The following is a 14,559-nucleotide window of genomic DNA, read 5'->3' as shown; positions in this document are numbered from 1 at the left end:
ACGTCTTAAAAAGCGACATAATTTGCAACACTTGTGACATGTGCGGCAGAACCCGGTAACACCTTCCTGACACAGGTCTAATGATGTTTACAGTAATGTAACCTTCCCGTAAAATGCCCCCACACTTTAAACGCCACCAGACTCCCGTGGAATTGAGGTCGTTAAATGAGACTCAGGAAATACAATAAAAGTTTGGGATGGTTGTCATTATTCGCAGGCACTGTATTACTCAGTGGCTGCGATTCTGCACTACTTGACCCCAAAGGACAGATTGGACTGGAACAACGTTCACTGATATTGACGGCTTTTGGCCTGATGTTGATTGTGGTTATTCCAGCCATTTTGATGGCTGTTGGTTTCGCCTGGAAGTATCGTGCGAGCAATAAAGATGCGAAGTATAGCCCTAACTGGTCACACTCCAATAAAGTGGAAGCTGTGGTCTGGACGGTACCTATCCTGATCATCCTGTTCCTTGCCGTACTGACATGGAAAACCACTCACGCACTTGAGCCAAGCAAGCCGCTGGTTCACGATGAAAAACCGATTACCATTGAAGTGGTCTCCATGGACTGGAAATGGTTCTTCATCTATCCGGAACAGGGCATTGCCACCGTGAATGAAATCGCCTTCCCGGCGAACACTCCGGTTCAGTTCAAAGTGACCTCCAACTCCGTAATGAACTCCTTCTTCATCCCACGTCTGGGTAGCCAGATTTACGCGATGGCCGGTATGCAGACTAACCTGCACCTGATCGCGAATGAAGCAGGCACCTACGATGGTATCTCCGCCAGCTATAGCGGCCCGGGCTTCTCAGGTATGAAGTTCAAAGCTATCGCGACGCCAGACCGTGCCGCTTTCGACCAGTGGGTTGAAAAAGCGAAGCAGTCTCCAAACACCATGTCTGACATGGCGGCGTTCGAAAAAGTGGCAGCACCTAGCGAATATAACAAGGTGGAGTACTTCTCTAACGTGAAACCAGATTTGTTCAAAGACGTTATTGGCAAATTTATGGATCACGGCAAGAGCATGGACATGACCCAGCCTGAAGGTGAGCATAGCGCACACGAAGGTATGGAAGGCATGGACATGAGCCACGCGGAAACCGCTCACTAAGGGGCCGAGGAAGAAAATGTTCGGAAAATTGACACTGGATGCAGTGCCCTACCATGAACCCATTATCGTGGTTACGGTTGCTGCAATTATCATCGGTGGCGCAGCCTTACTGGCCTTGATCACTTACTTCGGTAAGTGGAGCTACCTGTGGAACGAGTGGCTGACTTCGGTTGACCACAAAAAACTGGGTATCATGTACTGCATCGTCGGTATCGTCATGTTAATTCGTGGCTTTGCGGATGCGATCATGATGCGTAGCCAGCAGGCACTCGCGTCTGCGGGTGAAGCCGGCTTCCTGCCACCGCATCACTACGACCAGATCTTTACCGCCCACGGCGTTATCATGATCTTCTTCGTGGCGATGCCGCTGGTTATCGGTCTGATGAACGTTGTCGTTCCGCTGCAAATCGGCGCGCGCGACGTAGCGTTCCCGTTCCTGAACAACCTGAGCTTCTGGTTCACGGTTGTCGGCATTATCCTGGTTAACCTGTCACTGGGTGTGGGCGAATTTGCTCAGACCGGCTGGCTGGCTTACCCGCCGCTTTCGGGAATTGAGTACAGTCCGGGCGTTGGCGTCGATTACTGGATTTGGGCACTTCAGCTCTCCGGTGTCGGTACAACCCTGACCGGTATCAACTTCTTCGTGACCATTATCAAGATGCGTGCCCCTGGCATGACCATGTTCAAGATGCCGGTATTTACCTGGGCATCTCTGTGCGCCAACATCCTGATTATTGCATCATTCCCAATTCTGACCGTCACCATCGCGCTGCTGACCCTGGACCGCTACCTGGGCACCCATTTCTTTACCAACGATATGGGTGGCAACATGATGATGTACATCAACCTGATTTGGGCCTGGGGTCACCCGGAAGTGTACATCCTGGTTCTGCCGGTCTTCGGTGTGTTCTCCGAAATCGCAGCAACCTTCTCGCGTAAACGTCTGTTTGGTTACACCTCTCTGGTGTGGGCAACCGTGTGTATTACCGTTCTGTCGTTCATCGTTTGGCTGCACCACTTCTTCACCATGGGTGCTGGCGCGAACGTAAACGCCTTCTTCGGTATTACAACCATGATTATCGCAATCCCTACCGGGGTTAAGATCTTCAACTGGCTGTTCACCATGTACCAGGGCCGTATCGTGTTCCACTCAGCAATGCTGTGGACTATCGGCTTCATCGTCACCTTCTCCGTGGGTGGGATGACCGGTGTACTGCTGGCGGTACCGGGTGCTGACTTCGTTCTGCACAACAGTCTGTTCCTGATTGCGCACTTCCATAACGTTATCATCGGTGGTGTGGTCTTCGGCTGCTTCGCTGGCGTAACCTACTGGTGGCCAAAAGCGTTCGGTTTCACCCTGAACGAAAAATGGGGTAAACGCGCATTCTGGTTCTGGATCATCGGCTTCTTCGTTGCATTTATGCCGCTGTACGTGCTGGGCTTCATGGGTATGACCCGTCGTCTGAGCCAGCAGATTGATCCACAGTTCCACCCAATGCTGATGGTTGCAGCGGGCGGTGCCGTGCTGATTGCTTGTGGTATCGCGTCTCAGCTGATTCAGTTCTACGTTTCTATTCGCGACCGCGATCAGAACCGTGACCTGACCGGTGACCCATGGGGTGGCCGTACGCTGGAGTGGGCAACCTCTTCTCCACCACCGTTCTATAACTTCGCTATTGTGCCGCAGGTCCATGAACGCGACGCATTCTGGGAAATGAAAGAAAAAGGTGAAGCGTACAAGCAACCTGCTCATTACGAAGAGATCCACATGCCGAAAAACAGCGGTGCGGGCATTGTTATTGCCGCCTTCGCAACGGTATTTGGCTTCGCAATGATCTGGCACATCTGGTGGATGGCGATTGTTGGCTTCGCCGGCATCGTAATCAGCTGGATTGTGAAGAGCTTTGACGAGGACGTAGACTACTACGTACCAGTCCGTGAAGTCGAAAAACTGGAAAACCAGCATTTCGATGAGATTTCTAAAGCGGGGCTGAAAAATGGCAACTGATACTTTGGCGCACTCTACTGCCCACGCGCATGAACATGCGCACCACGATACAGGACCGACAAAAGTCTTCGGTTTCTGGATCTACCTGATGAGCGACTGCATTCTGTTCTGCTGTCTGTTCGCAACGTATGCCGTTCTGGTGAACGGCACTGCGGGCGGCCCGGCTGGCAAGGACATCTTTGAACTGCCGTTCGTTCTGGTAGAAACCGCGCTGCTGCTGTTCAGCTCCATCACCTACGGCATGGCGGCTATCGCCATGTACAAAAACAACAAGAGCCAGGTTGTCTCCTGGCTGGCGTTGACCTGGCTGTTTGGTGCTGGCTTTATCGGGATGGAAATCTATGAATTCCATCACCTGATTATGGAAGGCTTCGGGCCGGATCGTAGTGGCTTCCTGTCTGCGTTCTTCGCACTGGTAGGGACCCACGGTCTGCACGTAACGTCTGGTCTGATCTGGATGGCAGTACTGATGTTCCAGATCTCCCGTCGTGGCCTGACCAGCACTAACCGCACGCGTATCCTGTGCCTGAGCCTGTTCTGGCACTTCCTGGACGTTGTGTGGATCTGTGTGTTCTCTGTTGTATATCTGATGGGGGCGATGTAATGAGTCATTCAAACGATCATGGCGCTTCCCACGGTAGCGTAAAAACCTATATGACAGGTTTCATCCTGTCGATCATTCTGACGGTGATCCCGTTCTGGATGGTGATGAGCGGTTCTGCGTCTAAGCCGGTTATTCTGGGTGCAATCCTGGTAACCGCGGTGATACAGATTCTGGTGCATCTGGTTTGCTTCCTGCACATGAACACCAAGTCCGATGAAGGCTGGAACATGACGGCTTTCATCTTTACCGTGATTATCATCGCTATCCTGGTAGTCGGTTCCATCTGGATTATGTGGAACCTTAACTACAACATGATGGTTCACTAAGAGCGGCGAGTATGTTTAAGCAATACCTGCAAGTCACGAAACCAGGCATCATCTTTGGCAACCTGATCTCCGTAATTGGGGGGTTCCTGCTGGCCTCTAAAGGCAGCATCGATTACACCCTCTTTATCGCTACGCTGGTCGGTGTGTCGCTGGTTGTTGCATCCGGTTGTGTATTTAACAACTACATCGACATGGATATCGACAAGAAGATGGAAAGGACTAAAAATCGGGTGCTGGTTAAAGGCCTGATCGCCCCTTCCGTCTCGCTGGTGTACGCCACCTTGCTGGGTATTGCTGGCTTTATGCTGCTGTGGTTTGGCGCTAATCCTCTGGCCTGTTGGCTGGGGGTGATGGGGTTCGTCGTCTATGTGGGCGTTTACAGCCTGTATATGAAACGCCACTCCGTCTACGGAACGCTGATTGGTTCTCTCTCCGGCGCTGCGCCGCCGGTGATTGGCTACTGCGCCGTCACGAACGAGTTCGACAGCGGTGCGCTGATCCTGCTGGCTATCTTTAGCCTGTGGCAGATGCCGCACTCCTATGCCATCGCGATTTTCCGCTTTAAGGATTATCAGGCAGCGAACATCCCGGTTCTGCCGGTCGTGAAGGGCATTTCCGTGGCTAAAAACCACATCACGCTGTACATCATCGCCTTTGCCGTGGCAACGCTGATGCTCTCTCTGGGCGGTTACGCCGGGTACAAATACCTGGCGGTAGCGGCTGCGGTGAGCGTCTGGTGGCTCGGCATGGCCCTGCGCGGCTACAAAGTGGAAGATGACAAGGTCTGGGCACGTAAGCTGTTCGTGTTCTCCATTGTCGCTATCACTTCGCTGTCGGTGATGATGTCTGTGGATTTCATGGTGCCTGATTCACACAACCTGCTGACTTACGTCTGGTAAGTCACACCAGGTGAATAAAAGGGTGCTTCGGCACCCTTTTTTATTCATCGAATCCATTAATAACGCATGTAATATTTGTTAAATAACCCTTTATTTACCCCGCCCCTTCCCCGCACTACACTATGGCCTGCTTTTGAATTGAGGTGGTAATGAACGATTATAAAATGACGCCAGGCGAATTGCGCGCGACCTGGGGTTTAGGGACTGTTTTCTCGCTACGGATGCTTGGCATGTTTATGGTCCTGCCTGTTCTGACCACGTACGGCATGGCGCTACAGGGTGCCAGCGAAGCGCTGATTGGCCTGGCGATTGGCATCTACGGCCTGGCTCAGGCGGTATTTCAGATCCCATTTGGCCTGCTCTCGGATCGGGTTGGTCGTAAACCGCTGATTGTCGGCGGCCTGCTTATTTTTGTGCTCGGCAGCGTGATAGCCGCCCTCTCCCACTCCATCTGGGGAATTATTCTTGGTCGCGCCCTGCAGGGCTCTGGCGCGATTGCCGCCGCCGTGATGGCGCTGCTGTCAGACTTAACCCGTGAGCAGAATCGCACCAAAGCGATGGCGTTTATCGGCGTGAGCTTTGGCGTCACTTTCGCGATTGCGATGGTGCTCGGGCCTATCATCACCCATAAACTCGGTCTGCATGCCCTGTTCTGGATGATTGCCGTGCTGGCGACCGTCGGTATTGCGCTGACCCTTTGGGTGGTGCCGGACAGCAAAAACCACGTCCTTAACCGTGAATCCGGGATGGTGAAAGGCTGCTTCAGCAAAGTGCTGGTGGAACCGCGCATGCTTAAACTTAACTTCGGCATTATGTGTCTGCACATCCTGCTGATGTCGACCTTTGTCGCCCTTCCCGGTCAGCTTGCCGCCGCGGGCTTCCCTGCCGCGGAGCACTGGAAAATCTATCTGGTGACCATGCTGATTTCGTTCGTCTCGGTCGTGCCGTTCATCATCTACGCCGAAGTGAAACGCAAGATGAAGCGCGTCTTCATTGGCTGCGTGGCGGTGCTGCTGATTGCCGAGATTGTGCTCTGGGGATCCGGCCCGCACTTCTGGGAACTGGTGGCCGGCGTGCAGCTCTTCTTCCTGGCCTTTAACCTGATGGAAGCCCTGCTGCCGTCGCTGATTAGCAAGGAGTCCCCGGCCGGCTATAAAGGCACAGCAATGGGGATCTACTCCACCAGCCAGTTTATCGGCGTGGCTATCGGGGGCTCGCTCGGCGGCTGGGTGGACGGCCTGTTTGATTCGCAAACCGTGTTCCTCGCGGGCGCACTGCTGGCGATGGTCTGGCTGCTGGTCGCCAGCAGCATGAAAGAGCCGCGCTACGTCAGCAGTCTGCGGGTCGAAATTCCTGAGGATGTTGAGATTACCGACGCGCTAAAACAGCGTCTTGAAGCAACAGAGGGGGTAAGTGAAGTGCTTATTGCCCCACAAGAGCGCAGCGCTTACGTCAAAATAGACAGTAAAGTGACTAACCGCTTCGAAATCGAGCAGGCTCTCAAAGCCTGAAAAAATGCCCGGTAAAACCGGGCATTTTTGTCTTAATCGCGGAAGTTCTTGAACTGGAACGGCTGCCCCAGATCGCCGCCACGAACCAGCGCCATAACGGCCTGCAGGTCATCGCGGGATTTACCGGTCACACGAATTTCTTCACCCTGGATTTGCGCCTGAACCTTCAGCTTGCTGTCCTTGATGAGCTTAACGATCTTCTTCTGAACCGCGCTCTCAATACCCTGCTTCAGTTTGGCTTCGACAAACCAGTTTTTACCGCTATGTACAAACTCGTCTGGTACATCCAGTGAGGTGCCTTCAATGCCGCGTTTAAGCAGCTTGGCGCGCAGAATATCCAGCAGTTGGTTAACCTGGAAATCAGATTCGCTCAGGACCTTAATGGTCTTATTCGCATCGTTCAGCTCGAAAGTGGCCTCAACGCCACGAAAGTCGAAACGTGACTCAACTTCACGGCTTGCGTTTTCAACGCCGTTGCGGACTTCCTGGATATCAACTTCGGAAACAATATCGAAAGATGGCATCTTTTCTTCTCCCTTCATTTTTGTTGCGTTGCATAATACCCGCTACAAGGCAGATACCCCAAATAATTCGAGTTGCAGCTATCCCTGGCCGCTCACGTGAGGAAACACCGCACAGATGTCACAGGGTTTACTCAACAGAAGCTTAGCTGACGGCGCTATACTTAGGCCGTAACACCTGGCGCAGTTGCAGGTGAGGAGGAACAATGAAAATTACAGTGCTCGGATGCGGAGCCCTTGGACAGCTATGGCTGACCGCGCTTTGCAAGCACGGACATGAGGTACAGGGCTGGCTGCGCGTGCCCCAGCCCTATTGCAGTGTGAACCTGATTGACGAAGACGGAAGTATATTCAACGAATCACTCACCGCGAACGATCCGGATTTTCTGGCGCAAAGCGATCTGCTGCTGGTCACGCTCAAAGCATGGCAGGTATCAGATGCGGTAAAGACGCTGGCCGCGCAACTTCCCCCAGACTCCCCCATCCTGCTGCTGCATAACGGCATGGGAACCATTGATGAGCTGAAAAGCATCCCGCATCCCTTGTTGATGGCGACCACCACGCACGCTGCACGCCGCGATGGCAACATTATCGTGCATGTCGCCAGCGGCGTAACGCACATGGGCCCCGCCCGTACGCAGGATGGCGACTACAGCTATCTGGCGGATGTTCTGCAGAAGGTCCTGCCGGACGTGGCCTGGCATGACACTATCCGCCCGCAGCTGTGGCGCAAGCTGGCGGTTAACTGCGTGATCAATCCGCTGACGGCGCTGTGGAACTGCCCGAACGGGGAACTGAAAAATCATCCGCAGGAAATTGCCACCCTGTGCGCGGAGGTCGCCTCGGTTATCGAACGTGAAGGCCTGCATACCTCGGCGGAGGATTTACGCTATTATGTTGAGCAGGTAATTGAAAGTACTGCAGAAAACATCTCCTCGATGTTGCAGGACATTCGGGCATTACGCCACACAGAGATTGATTACATCACGGGCTATTTGCTTAAACGCGCCCGCGCCCACGGCATTGCCGTGCCGGAAAATGCCCGTCTGTATGACCTGGTTAAACGTAAGGAGAGTGAATATGAGCGCGTCAGCACTGATCTGCCTCGCCCCTGGTAGCGAAGAGACAGAAGCCGTCACCACCATTGATTTGATGGTGCGCGGCGGCATTAACGTGACCACCGCCAGCGTCGCCAGCGACGGTAATCTGACCATCACCTGTTCACGCGGCGTAAAAATCCTCGCCGATGCACCGCTTGTGCAGGTGGCCGACGGGGATTACGACATCATCGTACTGCCGGGCGGCCTGAAGGGCGCGGAGTATTTTCGCGATAGCCCGCTCCTGGTCGAAACCGTCAGGCAATTCCATCTGTCGGGGCGCATCGTTGCGGCAATTTGTGCCGCAGCCGGCACGGTTCTGGTGCCGCATAACATTTTCCCGATCGGGAATATGACCGGTTTCCCGGGACTGAAAGAGACCATTCCTGAAGAACAATGGGTGGATAAACGTGTGGTCTGGGATCCGCGCATCAATCTGCTCACCAGCCAGGGGCCGGGTACCGCGATCGATTTTGGACTGAAGATTATCGACCTGCTGGTCGGGCGTGAGAAAGCCTACGAGGTGGCGTCGTCGTTAGTGATGGCGGCGGGGATTTATAATTTTTACGAAGCGTAGCGTGTAAAGAAAGCCGGGTAAGCGAAGCCGCCACCCGGCAAACGGTTAAGGACGATAGACCTTCACATTTGCAAAGCCCTGCTCGCGCAGATACAGCGCCTGCAAACGGCTCATCACCCCGCGCTCGCACCACAGCAGATACGTTTTGCTCTGGTCGAGATCGCCGAATTTGGTGCTCAGCTTGTAGAACGGCAGGGAAACCACGTCCACGCCTTCAACCTGCAGCGGTTTGTCATCCTGTTCATCAATGGAACGGATATCCAGAATCGCGTCGTTGGCACCGAAACCGCTGACGGTTTCAACTTCAACCACTTCCTGCTCGGTCTGCTGGGCGATCTCGCGGATATCGATGTTGGTCGCTTCCGCCACCACCTTCTCCAGAATGCCGAAATCGAAGTTCTCTTCTTCGGCTTCGATTTTCGCCTTCACCGCTTTGACGGTCGGGCTTTTTGAGATCACACCGCAGTATTCCGGCATGGTGCGGGCAAAATCTTCGGTACCGATTTTGCGCGCCAGATCGATGATGTGCTCTTTATCGTAGGAGATCAGCGGACGCAGGATCAGGGTATCCGATACGTTGTCGATAAGACGCAGGTTGGTCAGAGTCTGGCTGGAGACCTGGCCCAGCGCTTCACCGGTGACCAGCGCCTGCACGCCGTAGCGCTCCGCCACTTTGGACGCTGCACGCACCATCATGCGCTTCAGCACCACGCCCATCTGACCGTCGTCCACTTTTTCAAGGATTTCGCCGACCACTGGCTCAAAGTTGATCGCCACAAAACGCACGCGGTGGGAGCTGCCGAAGCGGTTCCACAGATAATGCGCGACCTGACGCACGCCGATTTCATGCGCCGCACCGCCCAGGTTAAAGAAGCAGTAGTGTACGCGGCAGCCGCGGCGCATCAGCATATAGCTGGAAACACCGGAGTCGAAACCGCCGGAGATCAGCGACAGGACATCTTCCTGCGTGCCGATTGGGAAACCGCCGATACCTTCATAACGGCCTTTCACCAGCAGCAGGCGATCGTTTTCGATCTCCAGGTTTACGGTCACATCCGGGTTAGTCAGGCGCACGCGGGCGCTCTCAACGTGCTGATTGAGGCCGCCACCCACATAGCGCTCCACTTCAATGGAGCTAAACTCATGCTTACCACGACGCTTCACGCGCACGCAGAAGGTTTTGCCTTCAATCTGATCGCGGTACTGCACCAGCGCTTTTTCAAAAATGTCATGCAGGGAGGTGTAAGGAACGTCTTCCACTTCCAGAATATGGTGAATGCCCGGAATACGGGTCAGCGCGTCGCGAATATCCTGACGTTTGTTTTCATCTTTCGCGCGAACCTCAACGTGGTCCCAGTGACGCACCACGGCGAGCGTTTCGTCGTAGTGTTTTAATACGTTACGAATGTTCCCGGTGAGAATTTTAATAAAGCGCAAACGCACAGATTGGCTTTTGATGGTGATTTCAGGGAACAATTTAATGATAAACTTCATGGCGGCAATGTTTCTTAGGCAAGCTTAAGGCTTGTAATGGAAAATGAAATATACACAAAATCATTCAGGTGGCATCAACGCGGCGAGTCACAGCCCCCCGCAAGCTTACGCGAGTAAGTAACGGAAAGGCGCAAACGTAGCCCAAACAGAGACAACCTGAAGGATGACGTGTATAGCAGCCCACACCCGTGGCTGCATCCAGGCGCGCAAGTATATCATCTTCACGCCGCTCCTGTGCACATTGCGCGTTATTTGATAATTGCCCCGAGTCCGTTACCATGTCGGGGCTGAGAATATAAGAGTCAATTCACTATGCCGAAGAAGAACGACGCACCGGCCAGTTTTGAAACTGCGCTGAGTGAGCTGGAGCAGATTGTCACCCGCCTTGAGAGCGGCGATTTACCGCTGGAAGAGGCGCTCAATGAATTCGAGCGCGGCGTGCAGCTGGCGCGCCAGGGGCAGGTCAAACTGCAGCAGGCCGAGCAGCGCGTGCAGATCCTGCTGTCCGACAGCGAAGACGCTAAAACTACGCCATTCACACCGGACGCCGAGTAAATGGATTTCGCCAACGAGCTTCAGGCATGCGTCGCGCGTGCCAACGATGCGCTGCGCCGTTTTATTGAGCCACAGCCTTTTCAGAACACTCCACTGGTTGAAGCCATGCACTATGGCGCACTCTTGGGTGGAAAGCGCCTGCGTCCGTTTCTGGTCTACGCCACGGGCAACATGTTTGGTATCAGCGCTAACACGCTGGATGCCCCGGCAGCCGCCGTTGAGTGCATCCATGCCTATTCGCTGATCCATGATGATTTGCCGGCCATGGACGACGACGATCTGCGTCGTGGCCAGCCTACCTGCCACATCAAGTTTGGCGAAGCGAATGCCATTCTGGCGGGGGATGCCCTGCAAACCCTGGCGTTCTCGATTCTGAGCGATGCGCCGATGGCCGAAGTGGCCGACCGTGACCGTCTGTCGATGATCTCTGAACTGGCAATGGCCAGCGGCGTCGCCGGTATGTGTGGCGGTCAGGCACTGGATCTGGAAGCGGAAGGACGTCAGGTTAATCTGGAACAGCTGGAGCGTATTCATCGCCATAAAACGGGCGCATTGATTCGTGCAGCCGTTCGTCTGGGCGCCCTGAGCGCGGGTGAACAGGGGCGCAAAGCCCTGCCGATACTGGACAGATACGCAGAAAGTATCGGTCTGGCATTCCAGGTTCAGGATGACATTCTGGATGTGGTGGGCGATACTGCAACATTGGGTAAACGTCAGGGTGCGGATCAGCAGCTTGGCAAAAGTACCTACCCCGCCCTGCTGGGTCTTGAGCAAGCCCAACGTAAAGCCCGGGATCTGATAGAGGATGCCCGCCAGTCGCTGAATCAACTGGCCGCGCAATCACTGGATACTTCGGCACTGGAAGCGCTAGCGGACTATATAATCCAGCGTGATAAATAAACACACTATCTCGATGAGCCTTTGATGAGTTTTGATATTGCCAAATACCCGACACTGGCGTTAGTTGACTCCACCCAGGAGTTACGCCTGTTGCCGAAAGAGAGCCTGCCGAAGCTGTGCGATGAGCTGCGTCGCTACCTGCTCGACAGCGTAAGCCGCTCCAGCGGCCATTTCGCCTCCGGGCTTGGCACGGTAGAGCTGACCGTGGCGCTGCACTATGTCTATAACACGCCGTTCGATCAGCTCATCTGGGATGTCGGCCACCAGGCCTATCCGCATAAAATTCTGACCGGACGTCGCGATAAAATTGGCACCATTCGTCAGAAAGGCGGCCTGCACCCGTTCCCATGGCGTGGCGAGAGCGAGTACGACGTATTAAGCGTTGGGCACTCCTCCACCTCGATCTCTGCGGGTATCGGTATTGCGGTGGCAGCCGAAAAAGAGAATAAACAGCGTCGTACCGTCTGCGTCATTGGCGACGGGGCGATCACTGCCGGTATGGCCTTTGAGGCCATGAACCATGCGGGCGATATCAAGCCAGACATGCTGGTTATCCTTAATGATAACGAAATGTCGATTTCCGAAAACGTGGGCGCGCTGAACAACCATCTGGCGCAGCTGCTCTCCGGCAAGCTTTACTCCTCGCTGCGCGAAGGCGGCAAAAAAGTCTTCTCCGGCGTACCGCCAATCAAAGAACTGCTTAAACGCACCGAAGAACACATCAAAGGCATGGTCGTACCGGGTACGCTGTTTGAAGAGCTGGGCTTTAATTATATTGGTCCGGTGGACGGGCATGACGTTCTGGGGCTTGTCACCACGCTGAAAAACATGCGTGACCTGAAAGGCCCGCAGTTCCTGCATATCATGACCAAAAAAGGCCGTGGATACGAACCGGCGGAAAAAGATCCCATCACCTTCCACGCGGTACCGAAATTCGACCCGAGCAGCGGTTGCCTGCCCAAAAGCAGCGGCGGCATGCCGAGCTATTCAAAAATCTTTGGCGACTGGCTGTGTGAAACCGCCGCTAAAGACAATAAGCTCATGGCGATCACCCCGGCCATGCGTGAAGGTTCTGGCATGGTGGAGTTCTCCAAAAAATACCCGGACCAGTATTTTGACGTTGCCATTGCCGAGCAGCACGCGGTGACCTTTGCGGCAGGCCTGGCGATTGGCGGTTATAACCCGGTTGTCGCCATTTATTCCACCTTCCTGCAACGCGCCTACGACCAGGTGATCCATGACGTTGCCATCCAGAAGCTGCCGGTCCTGTTTGCTATCGACCGCGCAGGCATTGTGGGTGCTGACGGCCAGACGCACCAGGGGGCATTTGATCTGTCGTTCCTGCGCTGCGTCCCGGATATGGTCATCATGACGCCAAGCGATGAGAACGAATGTCGTCAGATGCTGTTTACCGGCTACCACTATCAGGATGGCCCTAGTGCGGTGCGCTACCCGCGCGGCAATGCCGTCGGCGTTGAACTGCAGCCGCTGGAAAAACTGCCGATAGGTAAAGGTCTGGTGAAGCGTCGCGGTGAGAAAGTGGCGATCCTGAACTTTGGTACGCTGATGCCGGAGGCCGCGAAAGTGGCTGAAGCGCTGAATGCGACCCTCGTGGATATGCGCTTTGTGAAGCCGCTCGACGAGACCCTGATCCTGAGCATGGCGGAATCTCATGACGTGCTGGTCACGCTGGAAGAAAACGCCATCATGGGCGGTGCGGGCAGCGGCGTAAACGAAGTGCTGATGGCTAACCGTAAAGCCGTGCCGGTACTGAACCTTGGTCTGCCGGATCATTTCATTCCACAAGGCACCCAGGACGAAGCCCGTGCGGCGATTGGCCTGGATGCGGCCGGCATTGAGTCGAAAATCCGTTCCTGGCTTGCCTGATCCCTCCCCTTTTCCGCTCCTGCTATGCTTAAACGTATTGTTTAAAAAAGCAGGAGCGGAACCATGCAATACACGACATTAGGAACAACAGACCTTCAGGTTTCCCGACTTTGCCTGGGATGCATGACCTTTGGCGAGCCAGACCGGGGAAATCACGCCTGGACGCTGCCGGAAGAGAGCAGCCGCCTTATCATCAAACGCGCACTCGACGGCGGGATTAACTTTTTTGATACTGCCAACAGTTACTCCGACGGCAGCAGCGAAGAGATTGTCGGCCGCGCCCTGCGCGATTTTGCCCGCCGTGACGATGTGGTCGTCGCCACCAAGGTATATCACCAGGTGGGTGATTTGCCTGAAGGCCTTTCCCGTGCGCAAATCCTGCGATCCATTGATGACAGCCTCCGGCGCCTGAATATGGATTATGTCGACCTGCTGCAGATCCACCGCTGGGATTACAACACGCCGATTGAAGAGACGCTGGAAGCCCTTAACGATGTGGTTAAGGCCGGGAAGGCACGTTACATCGGCGCATCGTCTATGCACGCTTCGCAGTTTGCCTCAGCGCTTGACCTTCAGGCGCAGCATGGCTGGGCACGGTTTGTCACCATGCAGGATCACTACAACCTTATCTATCGCGAAGAAGAGCGCGAGATGCTGCCGCTCTGCTATCAGGAAGGTGTAGCGGTGATCCCATGGAGTCCCCTGGCGCGCGGACGCCTCACCCGACCATGGGGAGAGACCACTGCCCGCTCGGTGTCGGATGCGTTCGGTAAAACCTTATACGAAGGTACGGAAGCCAGCGATGCGTTGATCGCCGAGCGTTTAGCGGGGATTGCCGATGATACCGGTGCCACGCGTGCGCAGGTAGCGCTGGCGTGGTTGCTGAGCAAACGCGGAGTCGCGGCACCGATTATCGGTACATCGCGGGAAGAACAGCTGGATGAGTTGTTGAGTGCCGTTGATTTAACGCTGACGCCTGAGCAAGTCGCCGAGCTGGAAACGCCGTACCAGCAGCATCCGGTGGTAGGGTTTAAGTAAGCCCTCGCCCTGCCCGTCTCCCAAAAGGA

At 54.7% G+C, this 14,559-nt stretch carries 14 protein-coding genes; 12 read left to right on the top strand and 2 right to left on the bottom strand.

All coding sequences use genetic code 11. The features are described from left to right. The first annotated feature begins 165 nt into the window (after window positions 1-165). The 6 genes from cyoA (at window position 166) to L462_RS22645 (ending at window position 6,461) form a co-directional block, all read left to right on the top strand. Window positions 166-1,113: a cytochrome o ubiquinol oxidase subunit II gene (gene cyoA, locus L462_RS22620; RefSeq protein WP_008503322.1), complete on the top strand. Its 948-nt coding sequence runs from the start codon at window positions 166-168 to the stop codon at window positions 1,111-1,113. 16 nt (window positions 1,114-1,129) lie between these two features. Beyond that, complete coding sequence (gene cyoB / locus L462_RS22625) at window positions 1,130-3,121, top strand: cytochrome o ubiquinol oxidase subunit I (protein ID WP_032677518.1); 1,992 nt, start codon at window positions 1,130-1,132, stop codon at window positions 3,119-3,121. After that, entirely contained in the window at window positions 3,111-3,725 is a 615-nt protein-coding gene (locus tag L462_RS22630; RefSeq protein WP_014168863.1) for a cytochrome o ubiquinol oxidase subunit III, read from the top strand. The genes cyoB and L462_RS22630 overlap by 11 nt, the downstream gene beginning before the upstream one ends. After that, window positions 3,725-4,051, top strand: a complete 327-nt coding sequence (locus L462_RS22635; protein ID WP_006176899.1) for a cytochrome o ubiquinol oxidase subunit IV — start codon at window positions 3,725-3,727, stop codon at window positions 4,049-4,051. Before L462_RS22630 ends, L462_RS22635 begins: the two co-directional genes overlap by 1 nt. A gap of 11 nt (window positions 4,052-4,062) precedes the next feature. Next, the gene (gene cyoE, locus L462_RS22640; protein WP_014168862.1) at window positions 4,063-4,950 is read left to right on the top strand and encodes a heme o synthase; all 888 of its coding nucleotides are present in this window, start codon (window positions 4,063-4,065) and stop codon (window positions 4,948-4,950) included. A gap of 149 nt (window positions 4,951-5,099) precedes the next feature. Then, window positions 5,100-6,461, top strand: coding sequence for an MFS transporter (locus L462_RS22645; protein WP_032677517.1), 1,362 nt, complete (start codon window positions 5,100-5,102; stop codon window positions 6,459-6,461). 32 nt (window positions 6,462-6,493) lie between these two features. Here L462_RS22645 and L462_RS22650 read toward each other — a convergent pair whose 3' ends face one another. After that, window positions 6,494-6,985 (bottom strand): YajQ family cyclic di-GMP-binding protein, encoded by a 492-nt coding sequence (locus tag L462_RS22650; protein WP_020885215.1) that lies wholly within the window; start codon window positions 6,983-6,985, stop codon window positions 6,494-6,496. Between the two features lie 203 nt (window positions 6,986-7,188). On the opposite strand from L462_RS22650, the gene panE reads away from it, so the two are divergent. Both panE and yajL read left to right on the top strand, forming a co-directional pair. Further along, window positions 7,189-8,100, top strand: a complete 912-nt coding sequence (gene panE, locus L462_RS22655; RefSeq protein ID WP_014168859.1) for a 2-dehydropantoate 2-reductase — start codon at window positions 7,189-7,191, stop codon at window positions 8,098-8,100. Next, window positions 8,063-8,656, top strand: coding sequence for a protein deglycase YajL (yajL, locus tag L462_RS22660; protein WP_032677515.1), 594 nt, complete (start codon window positions 8,063-8,065; stop codon window positions 8,654-8,656). The genes panE and yajL overlap by 38 nt, the downstream gene beginning before the upstream one ends. Window positions 8,657-8,701: 45 nt before the next feature. Here yajL and thiI read toward each other — a convergent pair whose 3' ends face one another. Next, entirely contained in the window at window positions 8,702-10,150 is a 1,449-nt protein-coding gene (gene thiI / locus L462_RS22665) for a tRNA uracil 4-sulfurtransferase ThiI (RefSeq protein WP_014168857.1), read from the bottom strand. Window positions 10,151-10,462: 312 nt separating this feature from the next. Between thiI and xseB the strand changes: the two genes are divergently transcribed. From xseB to L462_RS22685, 4 genes are all read left to right on the top strand, one after another. Further along, window positions 10,463-10,705 carry an exodeoxyribonuclease VII small subunit gene (gene xseB / locus L462_RS22670; protein ID WP_008503331.1) on the top strand — a complete coding sequence of 81 codons (243 nt, stop codon included), beginning with the start codon at window positions 10,463-10,465 and terminating at the stop codon, window positions 10,703-10,705. Continuing rightward, window positions 10,706-11,605: a (2E,6E)-farnesyl diphosphate synthase gene (gene ispA, locus L462_RS22675; RefSeq protein WP_014168855.1), complete on the top strand. Its 900-nt coding sequence runs from the start codon at window positions 10,706-10,708 to the stop codon at window positions 11,603-11,605. Window positions 11,606-11,629: 24 nt separating this feature from the next. Then, a complete protein-coding gene (gene dxs / locus L462_RS22680) occupies window positions 11,630-13,492 on the top strand; it encodes a 1-deoxy-D-xylulose-5-phosphate synthase (protein WP_032677513.1) in 1,863 nt (620 codons plus the stop codon). Window positions 13,493-13,555: 63 nt separating this feature from the next. Further along, window positions 13,556-14,530, top strand: coding sequence for an aldo/keto reductase (locus tag L462_RS22685; RefSeq protein ID WP_032677512.1), 975 nt, complete (start codon window positions 13,556-13,558; stop codon window positions 14,528-14,530). The last annotated feature ends 29 nt before the right edge of the window (window positions 14,531-14,559 follow it).

Source organism: Enterobacter sp. BIDMC 26, assembly GCF_000534435.1.
Taxonomy (GTDB): Bacteria; Pseudomonadota; Gammaproteobacteria; order Enterobacterales; family Enterobacteriaceae; genus Enterobacter; species Enterobacter ludwigii.
This window is presented reverse-complemented; position numbering and strand designations above follow the sequence as displayed.

Excerpts from the sequence above, each read along its gene's own strand:
- cyoA (WP_008503322.1), top strand. The coding sequence starts at position 166 with ATGAGACTCAGGAAATACAATAAAAGTTTGGGATGGTTGTCATTATTC.
- cyoB (WP_032677518.1), top strand. The coding sequence starts at position 1,130 with ATGTTCGGAAAATTGACACTGGATGCAGTGCCCTACCATGAACCCATT.
- L462_RS22630 (WP_014168863.1), top strand. The coding sequence starts at position 3,111 with ATGGCAACTGATACTTTGGCGCACTCTACTGCCCACGCGCATGAACAT.
- L462_RS22635 (WP_006176899.1), top strand. The coding sequence starts at position 3,725 with ATGAGTCATTCAAACGATCATGGCGCTTCCCACGGTAGCGTAAAAACC.
- cyoE (WP_014168862.1), top strand. The coding sequence starts at position 4,063 with ATGTTTAAGCAATACCTGCAAGTCACGAAACCAGGCATCATCTTTGGC.
- L462_RS22645 (WP_032677517.1), top strand. The coding sequence starts at position 5,100 with ATGAACGATTATAAAATGACGCCAGGCGAATTGCGCGCGACCTGGGGT.
- L462_RS22650 (WP_020885215.1), bottom strand. The coding sequence starts at position 6,985 with ATGCCATCTTTCGATATTGTTTCCGAAGTTGATATCCAGGAAGTCCGC.
- panE (WP_014168859.1), top strand. The coding sequence starts at position 7,189 with ATGAAAATTACAGTGCTCGGATGCGGAGCCCTTGGACAGCTATGGCTG.
- yajL (WP_032677515.1), top strand. The coding sequence starts at position 8,063 with ATGAGCGCGTCAGCACTGATCTGCCTCGCCCCTGGTAGCGAAGAGACA.
- thiI (WP_014168857.1), bottom strand. The coding sequence starts at position 10,150 with ATGAAGTTTATCATTAAATTGTTCCCTGAAATCACCATCAAAAGCCAA.
- xseB (WP_008503331.1), top strand. The coding sequence starts at position 10,463 with ATGCCGAAGAAGAACGACGCACCGGCCAGTTTTGAAACTGCGCTGAGT.
- ispA (WP_014168855.1), top strand. The coding sequence starts at position 10,706 with ATGGATTTCGCCAACGAGCTTCAGGCATGCGTCGCGCGTGCCAACGAT.
- dxs (WP_032677513.1), top strand. The coding sequence starts at position 11,630 with ATGAGTTTTGATATTGCCAAATACCCGACACTGGCGTTAGTTGACTCC.
- L462_RS22685 (WP_032677512.1), top strand. The coding sequence starts at position 13,556 with ATGCAATACACGACATTAGGAACAACAGACCTTCAGGTTTCCCGACTT.